Below are 18,022 nucleotides of genomic sequence, written 5' to 3'. Positions count from 1 at the left end.
CGGAGGTTGCCGATGATCAATGCACTGGGATTGCTGGAAGTGGACGGCATGGTCGCCGCGATAGATGCAGCGGATGCCATGCTCAAAGCAGCTAACGTTCGTCTGCTCAGTCACGAAGTGCTTGACCCTGGTCGCTTAACGCTGGTGGTGGAAGGCGATCTGGCGGCGTGTCGTGCGGCGCTGGACGCAGGTTGTGCTGCCGCGATGCGTACCGGGCGTGTCATCAGCCGTAAGGAGATCGGTCGGCCAGACGATGACACCCAGTGGCTGGTTACTGGCTTTAACCGCCAGCCGAAGCAACCCGTAAAGGAACCCGACGCGCCAGTTATCGTCGCGGAATCTGCTGACGAGTTGTTGGCGCTGTTAACATCAGTATGTCAGGGAATGACGGCAGGAGAAGTGGCCGCCCACTTTGGCTGGCCGCTGGAAAAAGCCAGAAATGCGCTCGAACAGCTCTTTTCTGCCGGGACGTTACGTAAACGCAGTAGTCGTTATCGTCTCAAGCCCCATTAACCTGTCGGAGGTGCCGGGTGTCCTACAACACCCGGCATTAACATCATGAAAAAGACCCGTACAGCCAATTTGCACCATCTTTATCATGAACCCTTACCCGAAAACCTGAAGCTCACGCCGAAGGTCGAAGTGGATAATGTTCATCAACGACAGACAACGGATGTCTATGAACATGCTTTGACGATTACCGCCTAGCAGCAGATTTACGATCAGCTGCATCCGGGCAAGTTTCATGGTGAATTTACGGAAATTCTACTCGATGATATTCAGGTTTTTCGTGAATACACCGGTCTGGCGCTGCGTCAGTCGTGCCTGGTCTGGCCGAACTCGTTCTGGTTTGGCATTCCGGCGACGCGCGGTGAGCAGGGATTTATCGGTTCGCAATGTCTGGGAAGCGCAGAAATAGCGACGCGCCCCGGTGGAACCGAGTTTGAATTAAGTACGCCGGACGATTATACGATCCTGGGCGTAGTGCTGTCTGAAGATGTCATCACCTGTCAGGCTAACTTTTTGCACAATCCGGATCGGGTATTACATATGCTGCGTAGCCAGTCGGCGCTGGAAGTGAAAGAGCAGCATAAAGCCGCGCTGTGGGGCTTTGTCCAACAGGCGCTGGCGACGTTTTGCGAGAACCCGGAAAATCTCCATCAGCCTGCAGTGCGAAAAGTGCTGGGGGATAATTTGCTAATGGCGATGGGGGCGATGCTGGAAGAAGCGCAACCAATGGTGACGGCGGAAAGCATCAGTCATCAGAGTTACCGTCGGTTGCTTTCCCGCGCCCGTGAATATGTGCTGGAAAACATGTCCGAACCGGTGACGGTGCTGGATTTGTGTAATCAACTGCATGTCAGTCGCCGCACGCTACAAAACGCGTTTCACGCTATTTTAGGCATTGGCCCAAACGCGTGGCTGAAACGCATTCGCCTGAACGTCGTACGCCGCGAACTGATAAGCCCGTGGTCGCAAAGCACAACGGTAAAAGACGCCGCCATGCAGTGGGGATTCTGGCATCTGGGGCAATTTGCCACGGATTACCAGCAGCTGTTTGCCGAGAAGCCGTCGTTGACGTTGCATCAGCGGATGCGGGAATGGGGGTGAGGGAGTTACCCCCAATCCCTGACCTTAATAAACTCACTTAACGCCGCTTCTGGGCTGCCATCTTTTGGCTGATAATCATACTCCCAGCGTACCAGTGGCGGCATTGACATCAGGATCGACTCGGTGCGCCCGCCAGTTTGCAGGCCAAACAGCGTGCCGCGATCCCAGACCAGATTGAACTCGACATAACGACCGCGACGGTAGAGCTGAAAATTGCGCTCGCGCTCGCCGTAGGCCATCGCTTTACGTCGCTCTACAATTGGTAAATAAGCGTCGGTGTAGCCTTTGCCTACCGCCTGCATAAAGGCAAAACAGTGGTCGAAATCTGGCGTGTTCAGATCATCAAAGAACAGCCCGCCAATGCCGCGCTGTTCGTTGCGATGTTTGAGGTAGAAGTAATCGTCGCACCACTTTTTGTAACGGGGATAAACGTCTTCACCAAATGGCTGGCACAGGTCACGGGCGGTGCGGTGCCAGTGAATGGCGTCTTCTTCAAAACCATAGAAAGGGGTTAAATCGAAGCCGCCGCCAAACCACCAAACGGGCTCTGCACCCGGTTTTTCGGCAATAAAAAAACGCACATTCGCGTGGCTGGTGGGAACATACGGGTTATGCGGATGCACTACCAGTGAAACGCCCATCGCCTCGAAACTGCGCCCGGCAAGTTCCGGGCGATGAGCGGTGGCGGAAGCAGGCATCGCCTCACCGTGGACGTGAGAAAAGTTGACGCCCGCCTGTTCGAAAACACCACCATTACGCAACACCCGACTGCGCCCGCCGCCGCCAGCTTCGCGCTGCCAACTATCTTCGACAAATTCTGCGCCATCGACGGCGGTCAGCTGCTGACAAATCGTATCCTGAAGGTTGAGCAGAAACTGTTTAACCTGGTGTGCGTCGGGTTTCATAACTTATCGCTTTTTCGAATGTGCTTTCTGGTTGTCGAACCAGTGGAAATAACTGATCACGCCTTCAGCAATCGCTGTGGCGATTTTCTGACGAAACGCCGCCGTGCCTAACAGCCGCTCTTCTTCCGGGTTGGTGATAAACGAGGTTTCCACCAGCACCGAAGGAACCGACGGCGATTTCAACACCACAAACGCGGCTTGTTCGGTGTTGCGGCTGTGCAGTTTATGCACCGGCTTAATCTTTTTCAGAATATGCGAGCCAAGCGTCAGGCTGTTTTTAATAGTATCGGTTTGCACCAGATCAAACAGTACTTGCTGCAATAGGTGATCCTTGTCAGTCGCCTTTTTACCGGCAACTTCATCGGCGCGGTTTTCGCGTTCAGACAGGTATTTCGCCATTGCGCTACTTGCCCCACGGTTAGAGAGGGCAAATACCGAAGCACCGGCAGCTTTCGGGTTGGTAAAGCCATCGGCATGAATTGACATAAACAGATCTGCGCCATGTTTATGGGCGATTTCAACGCGATCGTAAAGTGGGATAAACGTATCGCCAGAACGCGTTAAACGCGCATCAATCCCATGATTACGCAAAATGGAACGGACGTTTTTAGCAATCGCCAGCACCACATGTTTTTCTTTCGAACCGTTGCGTCCGATCGCTCCGGTATCAATTCCGCCGTGGCCTGGATCGAGAACAACGACACGTTTGCCGCCAGATTTTTTGGCTTTCGGCTTGCTGTGTCCGTTGCTGGTTTTTAAAGGTTCGTCTTTGGCAATGGCTTGCGACATTCCTGACAACGTCAGGGCAGCTAAACCGGCTTTCAGCACCTGGCGGCGCGAAGTGAGTGTTTTTAGTGGTTTAAAAGTGCTCATACGGCCTGAGTTGTAATAATAAAGTTCCAGATGTTATATCGTATCGCGTAATCCGTTACGACGGTTTGCTGTTGAGAATTGTTTTACTTTTCATTTCAATAGTTGACAACTCCCCATTATGCCACTTTTTCAACCGATTTTCGTCAGATATTGGCTAATTCGACCGTTCACGCCATAATCAGCCTTTTAACCCGCAAAAAGGTAACGAATACCATGGAGATACGCGTATTTCGCCAGGAAGATTTCGAAGAGGTCATCACCCTTTGGGAGCGTTGCGACTTGCTGCGTCCGTGGAACGATCCGGAAATGGACATCGAGCGTAAGATGAACCATGACGTCAGTTTGTTTTTGGTCGCTGAGGTAAACGGTGAAGTGGTCGGAACGGTGATGGGCGGTTATGACGGGCATCGCGGGTCTGCTTATTATCTTGGCGTGCATCCAGAGTTTCGTGGGCGTGGAATTGCCAATGCGTTGCTTAACCGGCTGGAGAAAAAGCTGATTGCTCGCGGCTGCCCGAAAATTCAGATCAACGTGCCGGAAGATAACGACATGGTGCTCGGAATGTATGAACGCCTGGGATATGAACACGCCGACGTGCTGAGTCTGGGTAAGCGTTTGATTGAAGATGAAGAGTACTGAGTTCCATCCTGTCCATTATGATGCGCACGGACGCCTGCGTTTACCCTTGCTCTTCTGGCTTGTGCTATTGCTTCAGGCGCGAACCTGGGTGCTGTTTGTCATTGCCGGTGCGTCGCGTGAGCAGGGTACTGCGCTGCTAAATCTGTTTTATCCCGATCACGATAATTTCTGGCTGGGGCTGATTCCCGGTATTCCGGCGGTGCTGGCGTTTTTGTTGAGCGGTCGGCGGGCTTCGTTTCCTCGCACCTGGCATGTGCTCTATTTTCTGTTGCTGTTGGCGCAGGTGGTTTTACTTTGCTGGCAACCGTGGCTGTGGCTGAACGGTGAATCCGTTAGCGGTATCGGTCTGGCGCTGGTAGTGGCGGATATTGTGGCGTTAATCTGGCTGCTGACCAATCGACGTTTACGCGCTTGTTTTAATGAAGAAAAAGAATAACGGCACTTTTTGGTGAATTTGCACTCCAAGCAACGTTATTGAATAACCAAAGGAAGTGACATGAAATCGCTGCGTTTAATGTTATGCGCTATGCCGTTGATGCTGACCGGCTGTTCCACGATGTCGTCAGTTAACTGGTCTGCCGCTAACCCGTGGAACTGGTTTGGATCGTCCACCAAAGTGAGCGAGCAGGGCGTGGGTGAATTAACGGCGTCCACACCACTGCAAGAACAAGCCATTGCTGATGCGCTTGATGGCGATTATCGCCTGCGCAGCGGAATGAAAACCACGAACGGCAACGTGGTGCGCTTTTTTGAAGTGATGAAAGGCGACAACGTGGCGATGGTGATTAACGGCGATCAAGGCACGATCAGTCGCATTGACGTGCTGGATAGCGATATTCCTGCTGACACCGGTGTTAAAATCGGTACACCGTTTAGCGACCTTTACAGCAAAGCATTTGGCAATTGCCAAAAAGCTGATGGTGATGATAATCGTGCCGTCGAATGTAAAGCCGAAGGCAGTCAACATATTAGCTACCAGTTCAGCGGGGAATGGCGTGGTCCTGAAGGGTTAATGCCTTCGGACGATACCCTGAAAAACTGGAAAGTCAGTAAAATTATCTGGCGGCGTTAATTTGCGTCTGAACAAACCGCCGTCGCGAAAAAACACGTAAAATAGCGCTCAACAATGCCACGGATTGCGTGGCATTCTTATTTTCAGGAGGAACAATGTCTCAGGTTCAGAGTGGCATTTTGCCAGAACATTGCCGCGCGGCGATTTGGATCGAAGCCAACGTGAAAGGGGAAGTTGACGCCCTGCGTGCGGCCAGTAAAACATTTGCCGACAAACTGGCAACTTTTGAAGCGAAATTCCCGGACGCGCATCTTGGTGCGGTGGTTGCCTTTGGTAACAACACCTGGCGCGCTCTGAGCGGCGGCGTTGGGGCAGAAGAGCTGAAAGATTTTCCGGGCTACGGTAAAGGCCTTGCGCCGACGACCCAGTTCGATGTGTTGATCCACATTCTTTCTCTGCGTCACGACGTAAACTTCTCTGTCGCTCAGGCGGCGATGGAAGCCTTTGGTGACTGCATTGAAGTGAAAGAAGAGATCCACGGCTTCCGTTGGGTGGAAGAGCGTGACCTGAGCGGCTTTGTTGACGGTACAGAAAACCCGGCGGGTGAAGAGACGCGCCGCGAAGTGGCGGTTATCAAAGACGGCGTGGATTCCGGCGGCAGCTATGTGTTTGTGCAGCGTTGGGAGCACAACCTGAAGCAGCTCAACCGGATGAGCGTTCACGATCAGGAGATGATGATCGGGCGCACCAAAGAGGCCAACGAAGAGATTGACGGCGACGAACGTCCGGAAACCTCTCACCTCACCCGCGTTGATCTGAAAGAAGATGGCAAAGGGCTGAAGATTGTTCGCCAGAGCCTGCCGTACGGCACCGCCAGTGGCACTCACGGTCTGTACTTCTGCGCCTACTGCGCGCGTCTGCATAACATTGAGCAGCAACTGCTGAGCATGTTTGGCGATACCGATGGCAAACGTGATGCGATGTTGCGTTTCACCAAACCGGTAACCGGCGGCTATTATTTCGCACCGTCGCTGGACAAGTTGATGGCGCTGTAAGCGTTTCTGATTCATTGATTAAAGGCCAGGCAGTAACATTACTGACTGGCCTTTTTATTACTGCTTTAACGCCGCATATACTTGATCAACTACCTTCTGTCAGAACAGGGTATTTTGCGGCGCTGACGCTACAACTAACAGCCAGCAGAGAAAGATAGAGCATTGTCCGTTTCATAATATCAGTCCAGATTGACGTTACGGCAGCCAAAGAGCGTGGTGAAAATAAACCCGCAAACCCATGCCACCAGAATCCCGCCAGCATAAACCGCCATTGCCGGAAGGATGCCTTGTGCGGAAGTCATCAGCGGCAGCGCCACCAGACCAGACGGCCCAAAGGCGCTGTTTAAGCCCATCGGCAGACCCCACCAGGCTATCAATCCGATAAACAAACCGCCCGCCGCGCCGCCTAAACAGGCGGTAACAAACGGCTTCATGCGGGGCAGGGTGACACCGTAAATCAGCGGTTCACCAACGCCCAGCAGGCCGGGAATAATCGCCCCGCGTACCTGACTGCGTAGCGCACTGTGCGGTTGCGCCCGCCAGTAGAGTGCCAGCGCCGCGCCCACCTGGCCCGCGCCTGCCATTGAAAGGATGGGAAATAAGCTGTTGAATCCCTGGCTGTCCATTAACGCGAGGTAAACAGGAATAAAGCCCTGATGCACGCCAAATACCACGGCGATCAGGAACAGCCCGGCTAAAACCGCACAACCGAACGGATTACTGTTCAGGTGCATAAACAGCCATGACATACCTTCGAATAACCAGCCACCCAGCGGCATAATGATCAGGTACGCAAGCGTAGCGGTGATCAGCAGGGTGATTAACGAGGTCAGCAGCATGTCGAGATCGTCCGGCATAAAGCGGCGCACCATGCCTTCAATGCGGGCGCAGGCCCACGCGGCAATCAGCACGCCGATAATATTGCCGCGCGGATCGATGGGCAGACCAAAGAAATCGTGAAAACCGGCGTAGTAACCGGTGGTTGCAGCGGGGTTATAACCGAGCAAAAAGAGTGCGGCAATAATTGCGCCATTGACGCCCGTGCCGCCAAATGCCTGGGCGGCGTTATAGCCCACCAGAATCACTAGGAAGGTGAACAAACCTTTGCTGAACACCTTCATAAAATTCAGCGCGTCGGGTAGCGTGCCCTGAGCATCTGCCGGAACGTGCATCACCGTGGCAATTAACGTCGCTATCCCCAGCAGCAGACCGGCGGCAATAAAACCGGGGATCAGCGGCGTGAAGATGGTGGCGAATTTGGCGAGAAATTGTTGCACGCCGGAGGTTTGTTTGGCTTTTAACTGACGTTTGTTCTGGGCGGCGATTTCTGCGGCATCCTGTACCGGTGCATCGCCCAGCAGCTCGCTCATCGCTTTTGCGGCACGATGCGCTTTACCAGGCCCAAAAACGACCTGCACCTGGTCGCTGGTCAAAATGACGCCCTTCACGCCTTCCAGCGTTTTGATATTGGGATCAACCAGTGAACTGTCATGTACACCCAGACGCAGGCGCGTCATACAGTTACCACAACTGGCGATATTTCCCGGTCCGCCGACACGGGTAAGAATGGTGTTCAGAAGTTCACTGCTGATCTCTTTGGCCATGGGTTATTCCTTGTCTAAAACCTGACGAATAAAGCCGCCGTGTTGATCCAGGCGTTTTTTAGCTTCTGCGGCATCGAGATTTTTCAGCACCATCACAATGGCCGTTTTACAGTTGCGCTCGCAGGCAATTAACGCCGCTTCCGCTTGTTCGGCATTACATCCGGTGGCGTTTTTAACGATATTGACCTGGCGCACATGCAGTTTTTCGTTGGTGGCGACCACATCGACCATCAGGTTGCCGAACACTTTGCCGGATTTAATCATCAGCCCGGTGGAAAGCATATTGAGCACCAGTTTCTGCGCTGTACCTGCTTTCATCCGCGAAGAACCGGTAACAACTTCGGCACCTACAATCGGTGTAATGGCAAACTCAGCGGTGGTTGAAACGGCGCTCCCCGGATTACAGGAAATTCCCACTGTGCGGCAGCCGAGCTGGCGTGCGTATTCCAGTCCGGCAATCACATACGGCGTGCGACCGCTGGCAGCAATGCCAACCACCACATCCTGTGCCGTTAAATTAATATTTTTCAGATCGTTAACACCACCTTCCCGGCTATCTTCAGCTCCTTCCACCGCGTGCTGAATGGCATATTCGCCTCCAGCAATCAAACCAACCACCAGACCCGGTTTCACGCCGTAGGTGGGCGGACATTCGCTGGCATCCAGAATCCCCAGACGACCGGATGTTCCCGCACCGAGATAAATCAGACGACCGCCGCCGCTGACCTGGGCGTGGATAACATCGATCGCCGCGGCGATATCCGGCAGGACGCGATCAACGGCAGGCGGTACGGTTTTATCTTCATCGTTGATAATCCGGCACATTTCCAGCGTCGATACGCGGTCAATTTCAGCCGAGGCGGTGTTCGAGCCTTCAGTAATCATCTTTTCTAGTTGCATCGGTGGTGACCTTACTATTTACGATCAAATAATTGCAGATGTATGGAATCATATATCCCGAATTGACAGACTTAAAGGAATCATTGAGTCTACACTCGCAGAGTGTGAAGAGCGTCATAAGAACTTAAGCGGAATTTTTGCTGCCAGCCCAGGAGAGTGGAAGATGTTGTACCTGACGAAAATACGCAATGCGGAAAGTGAATTTACCGGGAACGAGCAAAAAATTGCTGACTTTCTGCGGGCCAGAGTGAGCGAGCTGAAATCCGTCTCTTCACGGCAGATGGCGAAACAGCTCGGTATCAGCCAGTCGAGCATTGTGAAATTTGCCCAGAAGCTCGGCGCGCAAGGATTTACTGAACTGCGTATGGCGTTAATTGGCGAATACAGTGCCAGCCGGGAGAAAACGAATGCCACGGCGCTGCACGTGCACAGTTCGATTACCAGTGATGATTCGCTGGAAGTGATTGCCCGCAAACTGAATCGCGAAAAAGAGATGGCGCTGGAGCAAACCTGTGCGTTGTTCGACTACGCGCGGCTGCAAAAAATCATTGAGGTCATCAGTAAAGCACCGTTTATCCAGATAACGGGCCTGGGCGGATCGGCGCTGGTGGGGCGCGATCTGTCGTTCAAACTGATGAAAATTGGCTATCGCGTGGCCTGCGAAGCCGACACGCACGTACAAGCCACCGTTTCCCAGGCGTTGAAAAAAGGCGATGTACAAATCGCTATCTCTTACAGCGGCAGTAAAAAAGAGATTGTCTTGTGCGCAGAAGCGGCACGAAAGCAGGGGGCAACGGTGATTGCCATTACTTCTCTGGCTGACTCTCCGCTGCGGCGGCTGGCGCATTTCACGCTCGATACCGTTTCCGGTGAAACCGAATGGCGTAGCTCGTCGATGTCTACCCGCACGGCGCAAAATTCTGTTACCGATTTACTGTTTGTTGGTCTTGTGCAACATCAATGATGTGGCGTCATTGAAAATGATTCAGCGCAGCAGTGAGCTAACACAACGCCTGAAATGATGCATAAAGCAGCGACTGGATTGAGATTTTCCTGAATTAGTGAGCTGATCCGCAGCAATATTTTGTTTATCCTGTATTTTCAGAGGGAATGGAGTGTAACGCTCTGTATTAACAAGGAGAGCATTAAAATGGGTAAACTCACGGGCAAGACAGCACTGATTACGGGCGCATTGCAGGGAATTGGCGAAGGAATTGCCAGAACTTTTGCACGTCATGGCGCGAACCTAATCTTGCTGGATATCTCCCCTGAGATCGAAAAGCTAGCGGACGAACTGTGTGGTCGTGGTCATCGCTGTACGGCGGTTGTCGCCGATGTGCGTGACCCGGCGTCGGTAGCCGCAGCTATCAAACGCGCGAAGGAAAAAGAAGGGCGCATTGATATCCTGGTGAATAACGCAGGCGTTTGTCGTCTGGGCAGTTTCCTCGATATGAGCGATGAAGATCGCGATTTCCATATTGATATCAATATTAAAGGCGTATGGAACGTCACGAAGGCGGTGCTGCCGGAGATGATTGCGCGCAAAGATGGTCGCATTGTGATGATGTCTTCAGTCACTGGTGATATGGTGGCCGATCCTGGCGAAACGGCGTATGCCTTAACGAAAGCGGCGATTGTTGGCCTGACTAAATCGCTGGCGGTGGAGTACGCGCAATCCGGTATTCGCGTTAACGCCATCTGCCCGGGATACGTCCGCACGCCAATGGCGGAAAGCATTGCCCGCCAGTCGAACCCGGAAGATCCAGAATCGGTGCTGACTGAAATGGCAAAAGCAATCCCGCTGTGTCGCCTCGCCGATCCGCTGGAAGTCGGCGAACTGGCGGCCTTCCTCGCATCGGATGAATCCAGCTATTTAACCGGTACACAGAATGTGATTGATGGCGGCAGCACACTGCCGGAGACGGTTAGCGTCGGTATCTGATTCACCTCTGTTTCCTCCCTGCATGTGTGGGGAGGATTTCGTCTTGAACTAAGTTCACCAGGCTATTTCATTTGTCATTTTGGCCCCGGGCAGTGCTCGAAATCCTCACGTACTATGTGTACGCTCCGGTTTCTCCGCGCTGTCCGTGTCCAAACTGCCTGCAACAATTACGCCTGTTGAACCAAGTTCTTATTCCCTTTTTAACTTCCAAATCACCAAACGGTATATAAAACCGTTACTCCTTTCACGTCCGTTATAAATATGATGGCTATTAGAAAGTCATTAAATTTATAAGGGTGCGCAATGGCCGTTAACTTACTGAAAAAGAACTCACTCGCGCTGGTCGCTTCTCTGCTGCTGGCGGGCCATGTACAGGCAACGGAACTGCTGAACAGTTCTTATGACGTCTCCCGCGAGCTGTTTGCCGCCCTGAATCCGCCGTTTGAACAGCAATGGGCAAAAGATAACGGCGGCGACAAACTGACGATAAAACAATCTCATGCCGGGTCATCAAAACAGGCGCTGGCGATTTTGCAGGGCTTAAAAGCAGACGTTGTCACTTATAACCAGGTGACCGACGTACAAATCCTGCACGACAAAGGCAAGCTGATCCCGGCTGACTGGCAGTCGCGCCTGCCGAATAATAGCTCGCCGTTCTACTCCACCATGGGCTTCCTGGTGCGTAAGGGCAACCCGAAGAATATCCACGACTGGAACGACCTGGTGCGCTCCGACGTGAAGCTGATTTTCCCGAACCCGAAAACGTCGGGTAACGCGCGTTATACCTATCTGGCGGCATGGGGCGCAGCGGATAAAGCTGACGGTGGCGATAAAGCCAAAACCGAACAGTTTATGACCCAGTTCCTGAAAAACGTTGAAGTGTTCGATACCGGCGGTCGTGGCGCAACCACCACTTTTGCCGAGCGTGGCTTGGGCGATGTGCTGATTAGCTTTGAATCGGAAGTGAACAACATCCGTAAACAGTATGAAGCACAGGGCTTTGAAGTGGTGATCCCGAAAACCAATATTCTGGCGGAATTCCCGGTGGCGTGGGTCGATAAAAATGTGCAGGCCAACGGTACGGAAAAAGCCGCAAAAGCCTACCTGAACTGGCTCTACAGCCCACAGGCGCAGACCATCATCACCGACTATTACTACCGTGTGAATAACCCGGAAGTCATGGACAAACTGAAAGATAAATTCCCGCAGACCGAACTGTTCCGCGTGGAAGACAAATTTGGCTCATGGCCGGAAGTGATGAAAACCCACTTCACCAGCGGCGGCGAGTTAGACAAGCTGTTAGCGGCGGGGCGTAAGTAATGTTTGCAGTTTCTTCAAGACGCGTGCTGCCGGGCTTTACTTTAAGCCTTGGCACCAGTCTGCTGTTTGTGTGCCTGATATTGCTGCTGCCGCTCTCTGCGCTGGTGATGCAGCTTTCTGAGATGAGCTGGGCGCAGTACTGGGAGGTGATCACCAACCCGCAGGTGGTCGCGGCCTACAAAGTGACGCTGCTGTCGGCGTTTGTGGCATCGATTTTTAACGGCGTTTTCGGTCTGCTGATGGCGTGGATTTTAACACGTTATCGCTTTCCGGGCCGCACGCTGCTTGATGCGCTGATGGATTTACCCTTTGCGCTGCCAACGGCAGTCGCCGGTTTAACGCTGGCCTCGCTCTTTTCCGTAAACGGTTTTTACGGTGAATGGCTGGCGAAGTTTGATATCAAAGTCACCTATACCTGGCTTGGTATTGCGGTGGCGATGGCCTTTACCAGCATTCCGTTTGTGGTGCGTACCGTGCAGCCGGTGCTGGAAGAGTTAGGCCCGGAATATGAAGAAGCGGCGGAAACGCTTGGTGCAACGCGCTGGCAGAGTTTCTGCAAAGTGGTGCTGCCGGAGCTTTCTCCGGCGCTGGTGGCGGGCGTGGCGCTGTCGTTTACCCGTAGTCTTGGTGAATTTGGCGCGGTGATTTTTATCGCCGGAAATATCGCGTGGAAGACGGAAGTGACGTCGCTGATGATTTTTGTGCGCTTACAGGAGTTTGATTACCCGGCAGCGAGCGCGATTGCTTCGGTGATCCTCGCGGCATCTCTGCTGCTGCTGTTCTCAATTAACACTCTGCAAAGTCGCTTTGGTCGGCGTGTGGTAGGTCATTAATGGCGGAAGTTACCCAATTGAAGCGTTATGACGCGCGCCCGATTAACTGGGGCAAATGGTTTCTGATTGGCATCGGGATGCTGGTTTCGGCGTTCATCCTGCTGGTGCCGATGATTTACATCTTCGTGCAGGCATTCAGCAAGGGGCTGATGCCGGTTTTACAGAATCTGGCCGATCCGGACATGCTGCACGCCATCTGGCTGACGGTGATGATCGCGCTGATTGCCGTACCGGTAAACCTGGTGTTCGGCATTCTGCTGGCCTGGCTGGTGACGCGCTTTAACTTCCCGGGACGCCAGTTACTGCTGACGCTACTGGACATTCCGTTTGCTGTATCGCCGGTGGTTGCCGGTCTGGTGTATCTGCTGTTCTACGGCTCCAACGGCCCGCTCGGCGGCTGGCTGGATGAACATAATCTGCAAATTATGTTCTCCTGGCCCGGAATGGTGCTGGTCACCATCTTTGTGACGTGTCCGTTTGTGGTGCGCGAGCTGGTGCCGGTGATGTTAAGCCAGGGCAGCCAGGAAGACGAAGCGGCGATTTTGCTTGGCGCGTCCGGCTGGCAGATGTTCCGTCGCGTCACATTGCCGAATATTCGCTGGGCGCTGCTTTACGGCGTGGTGCTGACCAACGCCCGCGCGATTGGCGAGTTTGGTGCAGTGTCGGTGGTTTCCGGCTCGATTCGCGGCGAAACACTTTCGCTGCCGTTACAGATTGAATTGTTGGAGCAGGACTACAACACCGTCGGCTCCTTTACCGCCGCCGCGCTGTTGACGTTGATGGCGATTATCACCCTGTTTTTAAAGAGTATGTTGCAGTGGCGCCTGGAGAATCAGGAAAAACGCGCGCAGCAGGAGGAGCATCATGAGCATTGAGATTGCCAATATCAAGAAGTCTTTTGGTCGCACCCAGGTGCTGAACGATATCTCACTGGATATTCCTTCTGGTCAGATGGTCGCGTTGCTGGGGCCGTCCGGTTCCGGGAAAACCACGCTGCTGCGGATTATCGCCGGGCTGGAGCATCAAACCAGCGGGCATATTCGCTTCCACGGCACCGACGTGAGTCGCCTGCACGCGCGCGATCGTAAAGTCGGTTTCGTGTTCCAGCATTACGCGCTGTTCCGCCATATGACGGTATTCGACAATATCACTTTTGGCCTGACGGTGCTGCCGCGTCGCGAGCGCCCGAATGCCGCAGCCATCAAAGCGAAAGTGACAAAATTGCTGGAAATGGTCCAGCTTGCGCATCTGGCGGATCGTTATCCGGCGCAGCTTTCCGGCGGCCAGAAACAGCGTGTGGCGCTGGCGCGCGCGCTGGCTGTAGAACCGCAAATTCTGCTGCTTGATGAACCGTTCGGCGCGCTGGATGCGCAGGTGCGTAAAGAGCTGCGTCGCTGGCTGCGTCAACTGCATGAAGAGCTGAAATTCACCAGCGTGTTTGTGACCCACGACCAGGAAGAGGCGACCGAAGTAGCCGATCGTGTAGTGGTGATGAGTCAGGGGAATATTGAACAGGCTGATGCGCCGAATCAGGTATGGCGCGAACCAGCGACCCGTTTTGTACTCGAATTTATGGGCGAAGTGAACCGCCTGCAGGGAACCATTCGCGGCGGGCAGTTCCATGTTGGCGCGCATCGCTGGCCGCTGGGCTACACACCTGCGTATCAGGGGCCGGTGGATCTCTTCCTGCGCCCGTGGGAAGTGGATATCAGCCGCCGTACCAGTCTCGATTCGCCGCTGCCGGTACAGGTACTGGAAGCCAGCCCGAAAGGTCACTACACCCAATTAGTGGTGCAGCCGCTGGGGTGGTACAACGAACCGCTGACGGTCGTGATGCATGGCGACGATGCCCCGCAGCATGGCGAGCGTTTATTCGTTGGTCTGCAACATGCGCGGCTGTATAACGGCGACGAGCGTATTGAAACCCGCGATGAGGAACTTGCTCTCGCACAAAGCGCCTGATAGGTTGAGTGAATGTTAAACGCCCGGAGGCGCTTCCCGCGATCCGGGCTTTTTAATGGCAAGGTTTGTAACCTGTAGGCCTGATAAGACGCGCAAGCGTCGCATCAGGCAACACCACGTATGGATAGAGATTGTGAGTACATTAGAACAAACAATAGGCAATACGCCTCTGGTGAAGTTGCAGCGAATGGGGCCGGATAACGGCAGTGAAGTGTGGTTAAAACTGGAAGGCAATAACCCGGCAGGTTCGGTGAAAGATCGTGCGGCACTTTCGATGATCGTCGAGGCGGAAAAGCGCGGGGAAATTAAACCGGGTGATGTCTTAATCGAAGCCACCAGTGGTAACACCGGCATTGCGCTGGCAATGATTGCCGCGCTGAAAGGCTATCGCATGAAATTGCTGATGCCCGACAACATGAGCCAGGAACGCCGTGCGGCGATGCGTGCTTATGGTGCGGAACTGATTCTTGTCACCAAAGAGCAGGGCATGGAAGGTGCGCGCGATCTGGCGCTGGAGATGGCGAATCGTGGCGAAGGAAAGCTGCTCGATCAGTTCAATAATCCCGATAACCCTTATGCGCATTACACCACCACCGGGCCGGAAATCTGGCAGCAAACCGGCGGGCGCATCACTCATTTTGTCTCCAGCATGGGGACGACCGGCACTATCACCGGCGTTTCATGCTTTATGCGCGAACAATCCAAACCGGTGACCATTGTTGGCCTGCAACCGGAAGAAGGCAGCAGTATTCCGGGCATTCGCCGCTGGCCTGCGGAATATCTGCCGGGGATTTTCAACGCTGCGCTGGTGGATGAGGTGCTGGATATTCATCAGCGCGATGCGGAAAACACCATGCGCGAACTGGCGGTGCGGGAAGGAATATTCTGTGGCGTCAGCTCAGGCGGCGCGGTTGCTGGAGCACTGCGGGTGGCAAAAGCTAACCCTGGTGCGGTGGTGGTAGCGATCATCTGCGATCGTGGCGATCGCTACCTCTCCACCGGAGTGTTTGGGGAAGAGCATTTTAGTCAGGGGGCAGGGATTTAAGGATTAATAGCATTGGAGACTGATGACAAACGCAAAACTGCCTGATGCGCTCCGCTTATCAGGCCTACAATGTTTCTGCAATATATTGAATTAGCAATATTTTTATGCCGGATCAGGCGTTTACGCCGCATCCGGCATAAACAAAGTGCACTTTGTCAATAATCTGATTTGTCGGCAGTTGTTGCTGCCGACAAATGCAGTTTTTAATTTTCGTGTGGAAAAGCAGTAAGGTCATCAATCATTTTTTGAAGTATTGGTGAGTCCTGACCGTCACCCCATTGAAGAATTTTTGCGGTAAGCTGATGACGCGCTAGTGCATTGAGTCCCATCTTTTTAAGTTTATGGGAGATTTTACCCATGACTTTGATCTGACCGAATGCAGTCGCGTAGGTAATCATATTGCTCTGGATAGAGCTCATTTCATCGGCTAGTAATTGCGCACGCACATCCTCTTCAAGAATACTGTCCATAGCGATGTATTTCATACCCCACATAGTTTCAATTAACATTTGAGGGAAATCAGCACAGTCCAGAACGGAGGCTATTTTCAAGTTCGTTTAGAGCATCAGCACCTTCATCGCTACCAAAAGGAGATTCTTCATCCCAGCAACACATATAAAGTGGATCAGTAAAATGGCACTGGAAGTTTGGGTGTGACGTTTTAAGATGTAACCCAATCTCTTCATCATCAAAATAGTAGAGATCCATGAAGTTAAAGTCTGGAGTTTCTTGATATCCTTTTTTCATTTTTGCGGCAATCAATTTACTGGCTTCTTTCAGACACTGTTCTTCATTATCGAATTCTTTTGTATGGAATTTACCAATACTACCTACCTTGCCATAGTTGACAGCTAAACTATCCCCTTCGTAATCTATCCACCAAAATTTATTCGATTTTTCATCGTGATAAATAAAGCATTTTTTCATGTTACCTCCTGTAAATGCCTTACCAAAGCGGATTAATTTCCTTCCGCAGGCACCGTTTTATCCGTCTGCGCAATTAACGCATGTAAAAAAGGCTGTGCGTTCTCATCGCTCTTACCGGGGATCTTCACGATATACGGCTTCCCGGTAATCGATGACGACGAAGCTACCTTATCAATAAACTGCTCGGCAGTGTCAATGCGGTTACGGGTATTGCCGAGCTTCAGACGCAGGTGGGAAACCGCTTCATCGCAGGTATGTTCATCACCGTTGCGCACAAATATCAAATCCTTTTTCTGTGCTAATCCCTCCAGCATGGCGTTGATGCGGGCTTCTTCATGAACAGTTAACTTCGCGTAAGCGGGGAGTGTCATTAGCAGCGTAATGGCCAGACAAATGATTTTCTTCACTGAATTACCTTATCTTTGTTTTGTAATAGCCGATTTGACTGCCAGAATCAGGTAAAGTTTCGGTTGGAATACGATGAGGATCATCGGCAAGGAGAAAAAATTAAATGAGTAGTTTGTTGTTGTTTAACGATAAGAGTAGGGCGCTGCAGGCGGATATCGTCGCCGTGCAGTCGCAGGTAGTGTACGGAAGCGTAGGCAACAGCATTGCGGTGCCTGCTATAAAACAGAACGGCTTGAATGTCTTTGCCGTGCCGACGGTATTGCTGAGCAATACGCCGCATTATGACACTTTCTACGGTGGTGCGATTCCGGACGAATGGTTTAGCGGCTATTTGCGTGCGTTTCAGGAGCGTGATGCGCTGCGCCAACTTCGTGCTGTAACCACGGGCTATATGGGAACGGCATCGCAAATCAAAATCCTTGCCGAGTGGCTGACTGCGCTACGCAAAGACCATCCTGACCTATTGATCATGGTCGATCCGGTGATTGGCGATATTGATAGCGGAATTTATGTCAAACCTGACCTTCCCGAGGCGTATAGACAATATTTACTGCCGCTGGCGCAGGGAATTACCCCCAATATCTTTGAGCTGGAAATCCTGACCGGTAAAAATTGCCGCGATCTCGACAGTGCCATTGCTGCCGCAAAAAGTCTGCTTTCAGACACATTAAAATGGGTGGTGATTACCAGCGCCTCCGGTAATGAAGAAAATCAGGAGATGCAGGTGGTGGTGGTCAGTGCCGACAGCGTGAATGTCATTTCCCATTCACGGGTAAAAACCGACCTGAAAGGGACTGGCGACCTGTTTTGTGCTCAGCTTATCAGTGGTTTGCTGAAAGGGAAGGCGTTAAACGATGCGGTGCACCGTGCGGGGTTGCGCGTACTGGAAGTGATGCGCTACACCCAGCAGCATGAGAGCGATGAATTGATTTTGCCGCCGCTGGCGGAAGCATAAAAAATGGCGCCGATGGGCGCCATTTTTCACT

General features: G+C 52.6%; 17 protein-coding genes, 3 pseudogenes and 3 other annotated features. Of the genes and pseudogenes, 14 read left to right on the top strand and 6 right to left on the bottom strand.

Going from position 1 to position 18,022, the window contains the following annotated elements:
* Positions 1 to 12 precede the first annotated feature (12 nt).
* Together SF2491 and yfeG are read left to right on the top strand one after the other, a co-directional pair.
* Positions 13 to 513 (top strand): carboxysome structural protein EutK, encoded by a 501-nt coding sequence (locus tag SF2491; protein ID NP_708288.2) that lies wholly within the window; start codon positions 13 to 15, stop codon positions 511 to 513.
* Positions 514 to 558: 45 nt separating this feature from the next.
* Positions 559 to 1,611: a sequence feature (Similar to Escherichia coli K12 ARAC-type regulatory protein gi: 1788778 (351 aa). BLAST with identity of 96% in 350 aa. This CDS ontains frameshift. The sequence has been checked and is believed to be correct.), on the top strand.
* Positions 559 to 1,611: pseudogene (gene yfeG / locus SF2490) on the top strand. Its footprint overlaps the feature before it by 1,053 nt.
* Before the next feature lie 5 nt (positions 1,612 to 1,616).
* Here the strand turns inward: yfeG and hemF are convergent.
* Both hemF and amiA read right to left on the bottom strand, forming a co-directional pair.
* A complete protein-coding gene (hemF, locus tag SF2489) occupies positions 1,617 to 2,516 on the bottom strand; it encodes a coproporphyrinogen III oxidase (protein ID NP_708287.1) in 900 nt (299 codons plus the stop codon).
* 3 nt (positions 2,517 to 2,519) lie between these two features.
* A complete protein-coding gene (gene amiA, locus SF2488) occupies positions 2,520 to 3,389 on the bottom strand; it encodes an N-acetylmuramoyl-L-alanine amidase (RefSeq protein ID NP_708286.1) in 870 nt (289 codons plus the stop codon).
* A gap of 213 nt (positions 3,390 to 3,602) precedes the next feature.
* Here amiA and SF2487 point away from each other — a divergent pair, with 213 nt between their 5' ends.
* The 4 genes from SF2487 (at position 3,603) to SF2484 (ending at position 6,095) form a co-directional block, all read left to right on the top strand.
* Positions 3,603 to 4,028: an acetyltransferase YpeA gene (locus SF2487; protein ID NP_708285.2), complete on the top strand. Its 426-nt coding sequence runs from the start codon at positions 3,603 to 3,605 to the stop codon at positions 4,026 to 4,028.
* Positions 4,015 to 4,464 (top strand): hypothetical protein, encoded by a 450-nt coding sequence (locus SF2486; RefSeq protein ID NP_708284.2) that lies wholly within the window; start codon positions 4,015 to 4,017, stop codon positions 4,462 to 4,464. The genes SF2487 and SF2486 overlap by 14 nt, the downstream gene beginning before the upstream one ends.
* Before the next feature lie 60 nt (positions 4,465 to 4,524).
* A complete protein-coding gene (locus tag SF2485) occupies positions 4,525 to 5,100 on the top strand; it encodes an RpoE-regulated lipoprotein (RefSeq protein NP_708283.1) in 576 nt (191 codons plus the stop codon).
* Between the two features lie 95 nt (positions 5,101 to 5,195).
* On the top strand, positions 5,196 to 6,095 hold the full coding sequence (locus SF2484) for a hypothetical protein (RefSeq protein ID NP_708282.2): 900 nt from the start codon (positions 5,196 to 5,198) through the stop codon (positions 6,093 to 6,095).
* Between the two features lie 179 nt (positions 6,096 to 6,274).
* On the opposite strand, the gene murP is transcribed toward SF2484, so the two are convergent.
* On the bottom strand, positions 6,275 to 7,699 hold the full coding sequence (gene murP / locus SF2483; protein NP_708281.1) for a PTS system N-acetylmuramic acid transporter subunits IIBC: 1,425 nt from the start codon (positions 7,697 to 7,699) through the stop codon (positions 6,275 to 6,277).
* A gap of 3 nt (positions 7,700 to 7,702) precedes the next feature.
* The gene (murQ, locus tag SF2481; RefSeq protein NP_708280.1) at positions 7,703 to 8,599 is read right to left on the bottom strand and encodes an N-acetylmuramic acid-6-phosphate etherase; all 897 of its coding nucleotides are present in this window, start codon (positions 8,597 to 8,599) and stop codon (positions 7,703 to 7,705) included.
* On the opposite strand from murQ, the gene yfeT reads away from it, so the two are divergent.
* The 7 genes and pseudogenes from yfeT to cysM all read left to right on the top strand — a co-directional run bounded on the left by yfeT (position 8,562) and on the right by cysM (position 15,701).
* Positions 8,562 to 9,563 carry a transcriptional regulator MurR gene (gene yfeT, locus SF2482; RefSeq protein NP_708279.1) on the top strand — a complete coding sequence of 334 codons (1,002 nt, stop codon included), beginning with the start codon at positions 8,562 to 8,564 and terminating at the stop codon, positions 9,561 to 9,563. The genes murQ and yfeT overlap by 38 nt on opposite strands.
* A 186-nt stretch (positions 9,564 to 9,749) precedes the next feature.
* A complete protein-coding gene (ucpA, locus tag SF2480) occupies positions 9,750 to 10,541 on the top strand; it encodes a short chain dehydrogenase (protein NP_708278.2) in 792 nt (263 codons plus the stop codon).
* A 303-nt stretch (positions 10,542 to 10,844) separates the two neighbouring features.
* A complete protein-coding gene (gene cysP / locus SF2479) occupies positions 10,845 to 11,861 on the top strand; it encodes a thiosulfate transporter subunit (RefSeq protein NP_708277.1) in 1,017 nt (338 codons plus the stop codon).
* Positions 11,861 to 12,694, top strand: coding sequence for a sulfate/thiosulfate transporter subunit (gene cysU, locus SF2478; protein ID NP_708276.1), 834 nt, complete (start codon positions 11,861 to 11,863; stop codon positions 12,692 to 12,694). Before cysP ends, cysU begins: the two co-directional genes overlap by 1 nt.
* Positions 12,695 to 13,119: 425 nt before the next feature.
* Positions 13,120 to 13,569, top strand: a sequence feature (Similar to Escherichia coli K12 sulfate transport system permease W protein gi: 1788762 (150 aa). BLAST with identity of 95% in 149 aa. This CDS contains an in-frame stop codon. The sequence has been checked and is believed to be correct.).
* Positions 13,120 to 13,569 (top strand): annotated as a pseudogene (gene cysW, locus SF2477). (Overlaps the previous feature by 450 nt.)
* A complete protein-coding gene (locus tag SF2476a) occupies positions 13,559 to 14,656 on the top strand; it encodes a sulfate ABC transporter ATP-binding protein (RefSeq protein ID YP_008439268.1) in 1,098 nt (365 codons plus the stop codon). Before cysW ends, SF2476a begins: the two are co-directional and overlap by 11 nt.
* A 133-nt stretch (positions 14,657 to 14,789) precedes the next feature.
* Positions 14,790 to 15,701: a cysteine synthase B gene (gene cysM / locus SF2476; RefSeq protein NP_708275.2), complete on the top strand. Its 912-nt coding sequence runs from the start codon at positions 14,790 to 14,792 to the stop codon at positions 15,699 to 15,701.
* Between the two features lie 203 nt (positions 15,702 to 15,904).
* Positions 15,905 to 16,628, bottom strand: a sequence feature (Similar to Escherichia coli K12 conserved hypothetical protein gi: 1788760 (245 aa). BLAST with identity of 96% in 241 aa. This CDS contains an in-frame stop codon. The sequence has been checked and is believed to be correct.).
* On the opposite strand, the pseudogene SF2475 reads toward cysM, so the two are convergent.
* Both SF2475 and yfeK read right to left on the bottom strand, forming a co-directional pair.
* Positions 15,905 to 16,628, bottom strand: a pseudogene (locus SF2475). Its footprint overlaps the feature before it by 724 nt.
* Positions 16,629 to 16,660: 32 nt before the next feature.
* The gene (gene yfeK, locus SF2474) at positions 16,661 to 17,035 is read right to left on the bottom strand and encodes a hypothetical protein (protein NP_708274.1); all 375 of its coding nucleotides are present in this window, start codon (positions 17,033 to 17,035) and stop codon (positions 16,661 to 16,663) included.
* Positions 17,036 to 17,139: 104 nt separating this feature from the next.
* Here yfeK and pdxK point away from each other — a divergent pair, with 104 nt between their 5' ends.
* Positions 17,140 to 17,991: a pyridoxal-pyridoxamine kinase/hydroxymethylpyrimidine kinase gene (pdxK, locus tag SF2473; RefSeq protein ID NP_708273.1), complete on the top strand. Its 852-nt coding sequence runs from the start codon at positions 17,140 to 17,142 to the stop codon at positions 17,989 to 17,991.
* Positions 17,992 to 18,022 lie beyond the last annotated feature (31 nt).

The sequence above is a fragment of the Shigella flexneri 2a str. 301 genome, from assembly GCF_000006925.2.
Taxonomy (GTDB): Bacteria; Pseudomonadota; Gammaproteobacteria; order Enterobacterales; family Enterobacteriaceae; genus ECMA0423.
The sequence above is the reverse complement of the archived record's forward strand: the minus strand, read 5'-3'. Positions and strand labels throughout refer to the sequence as shown.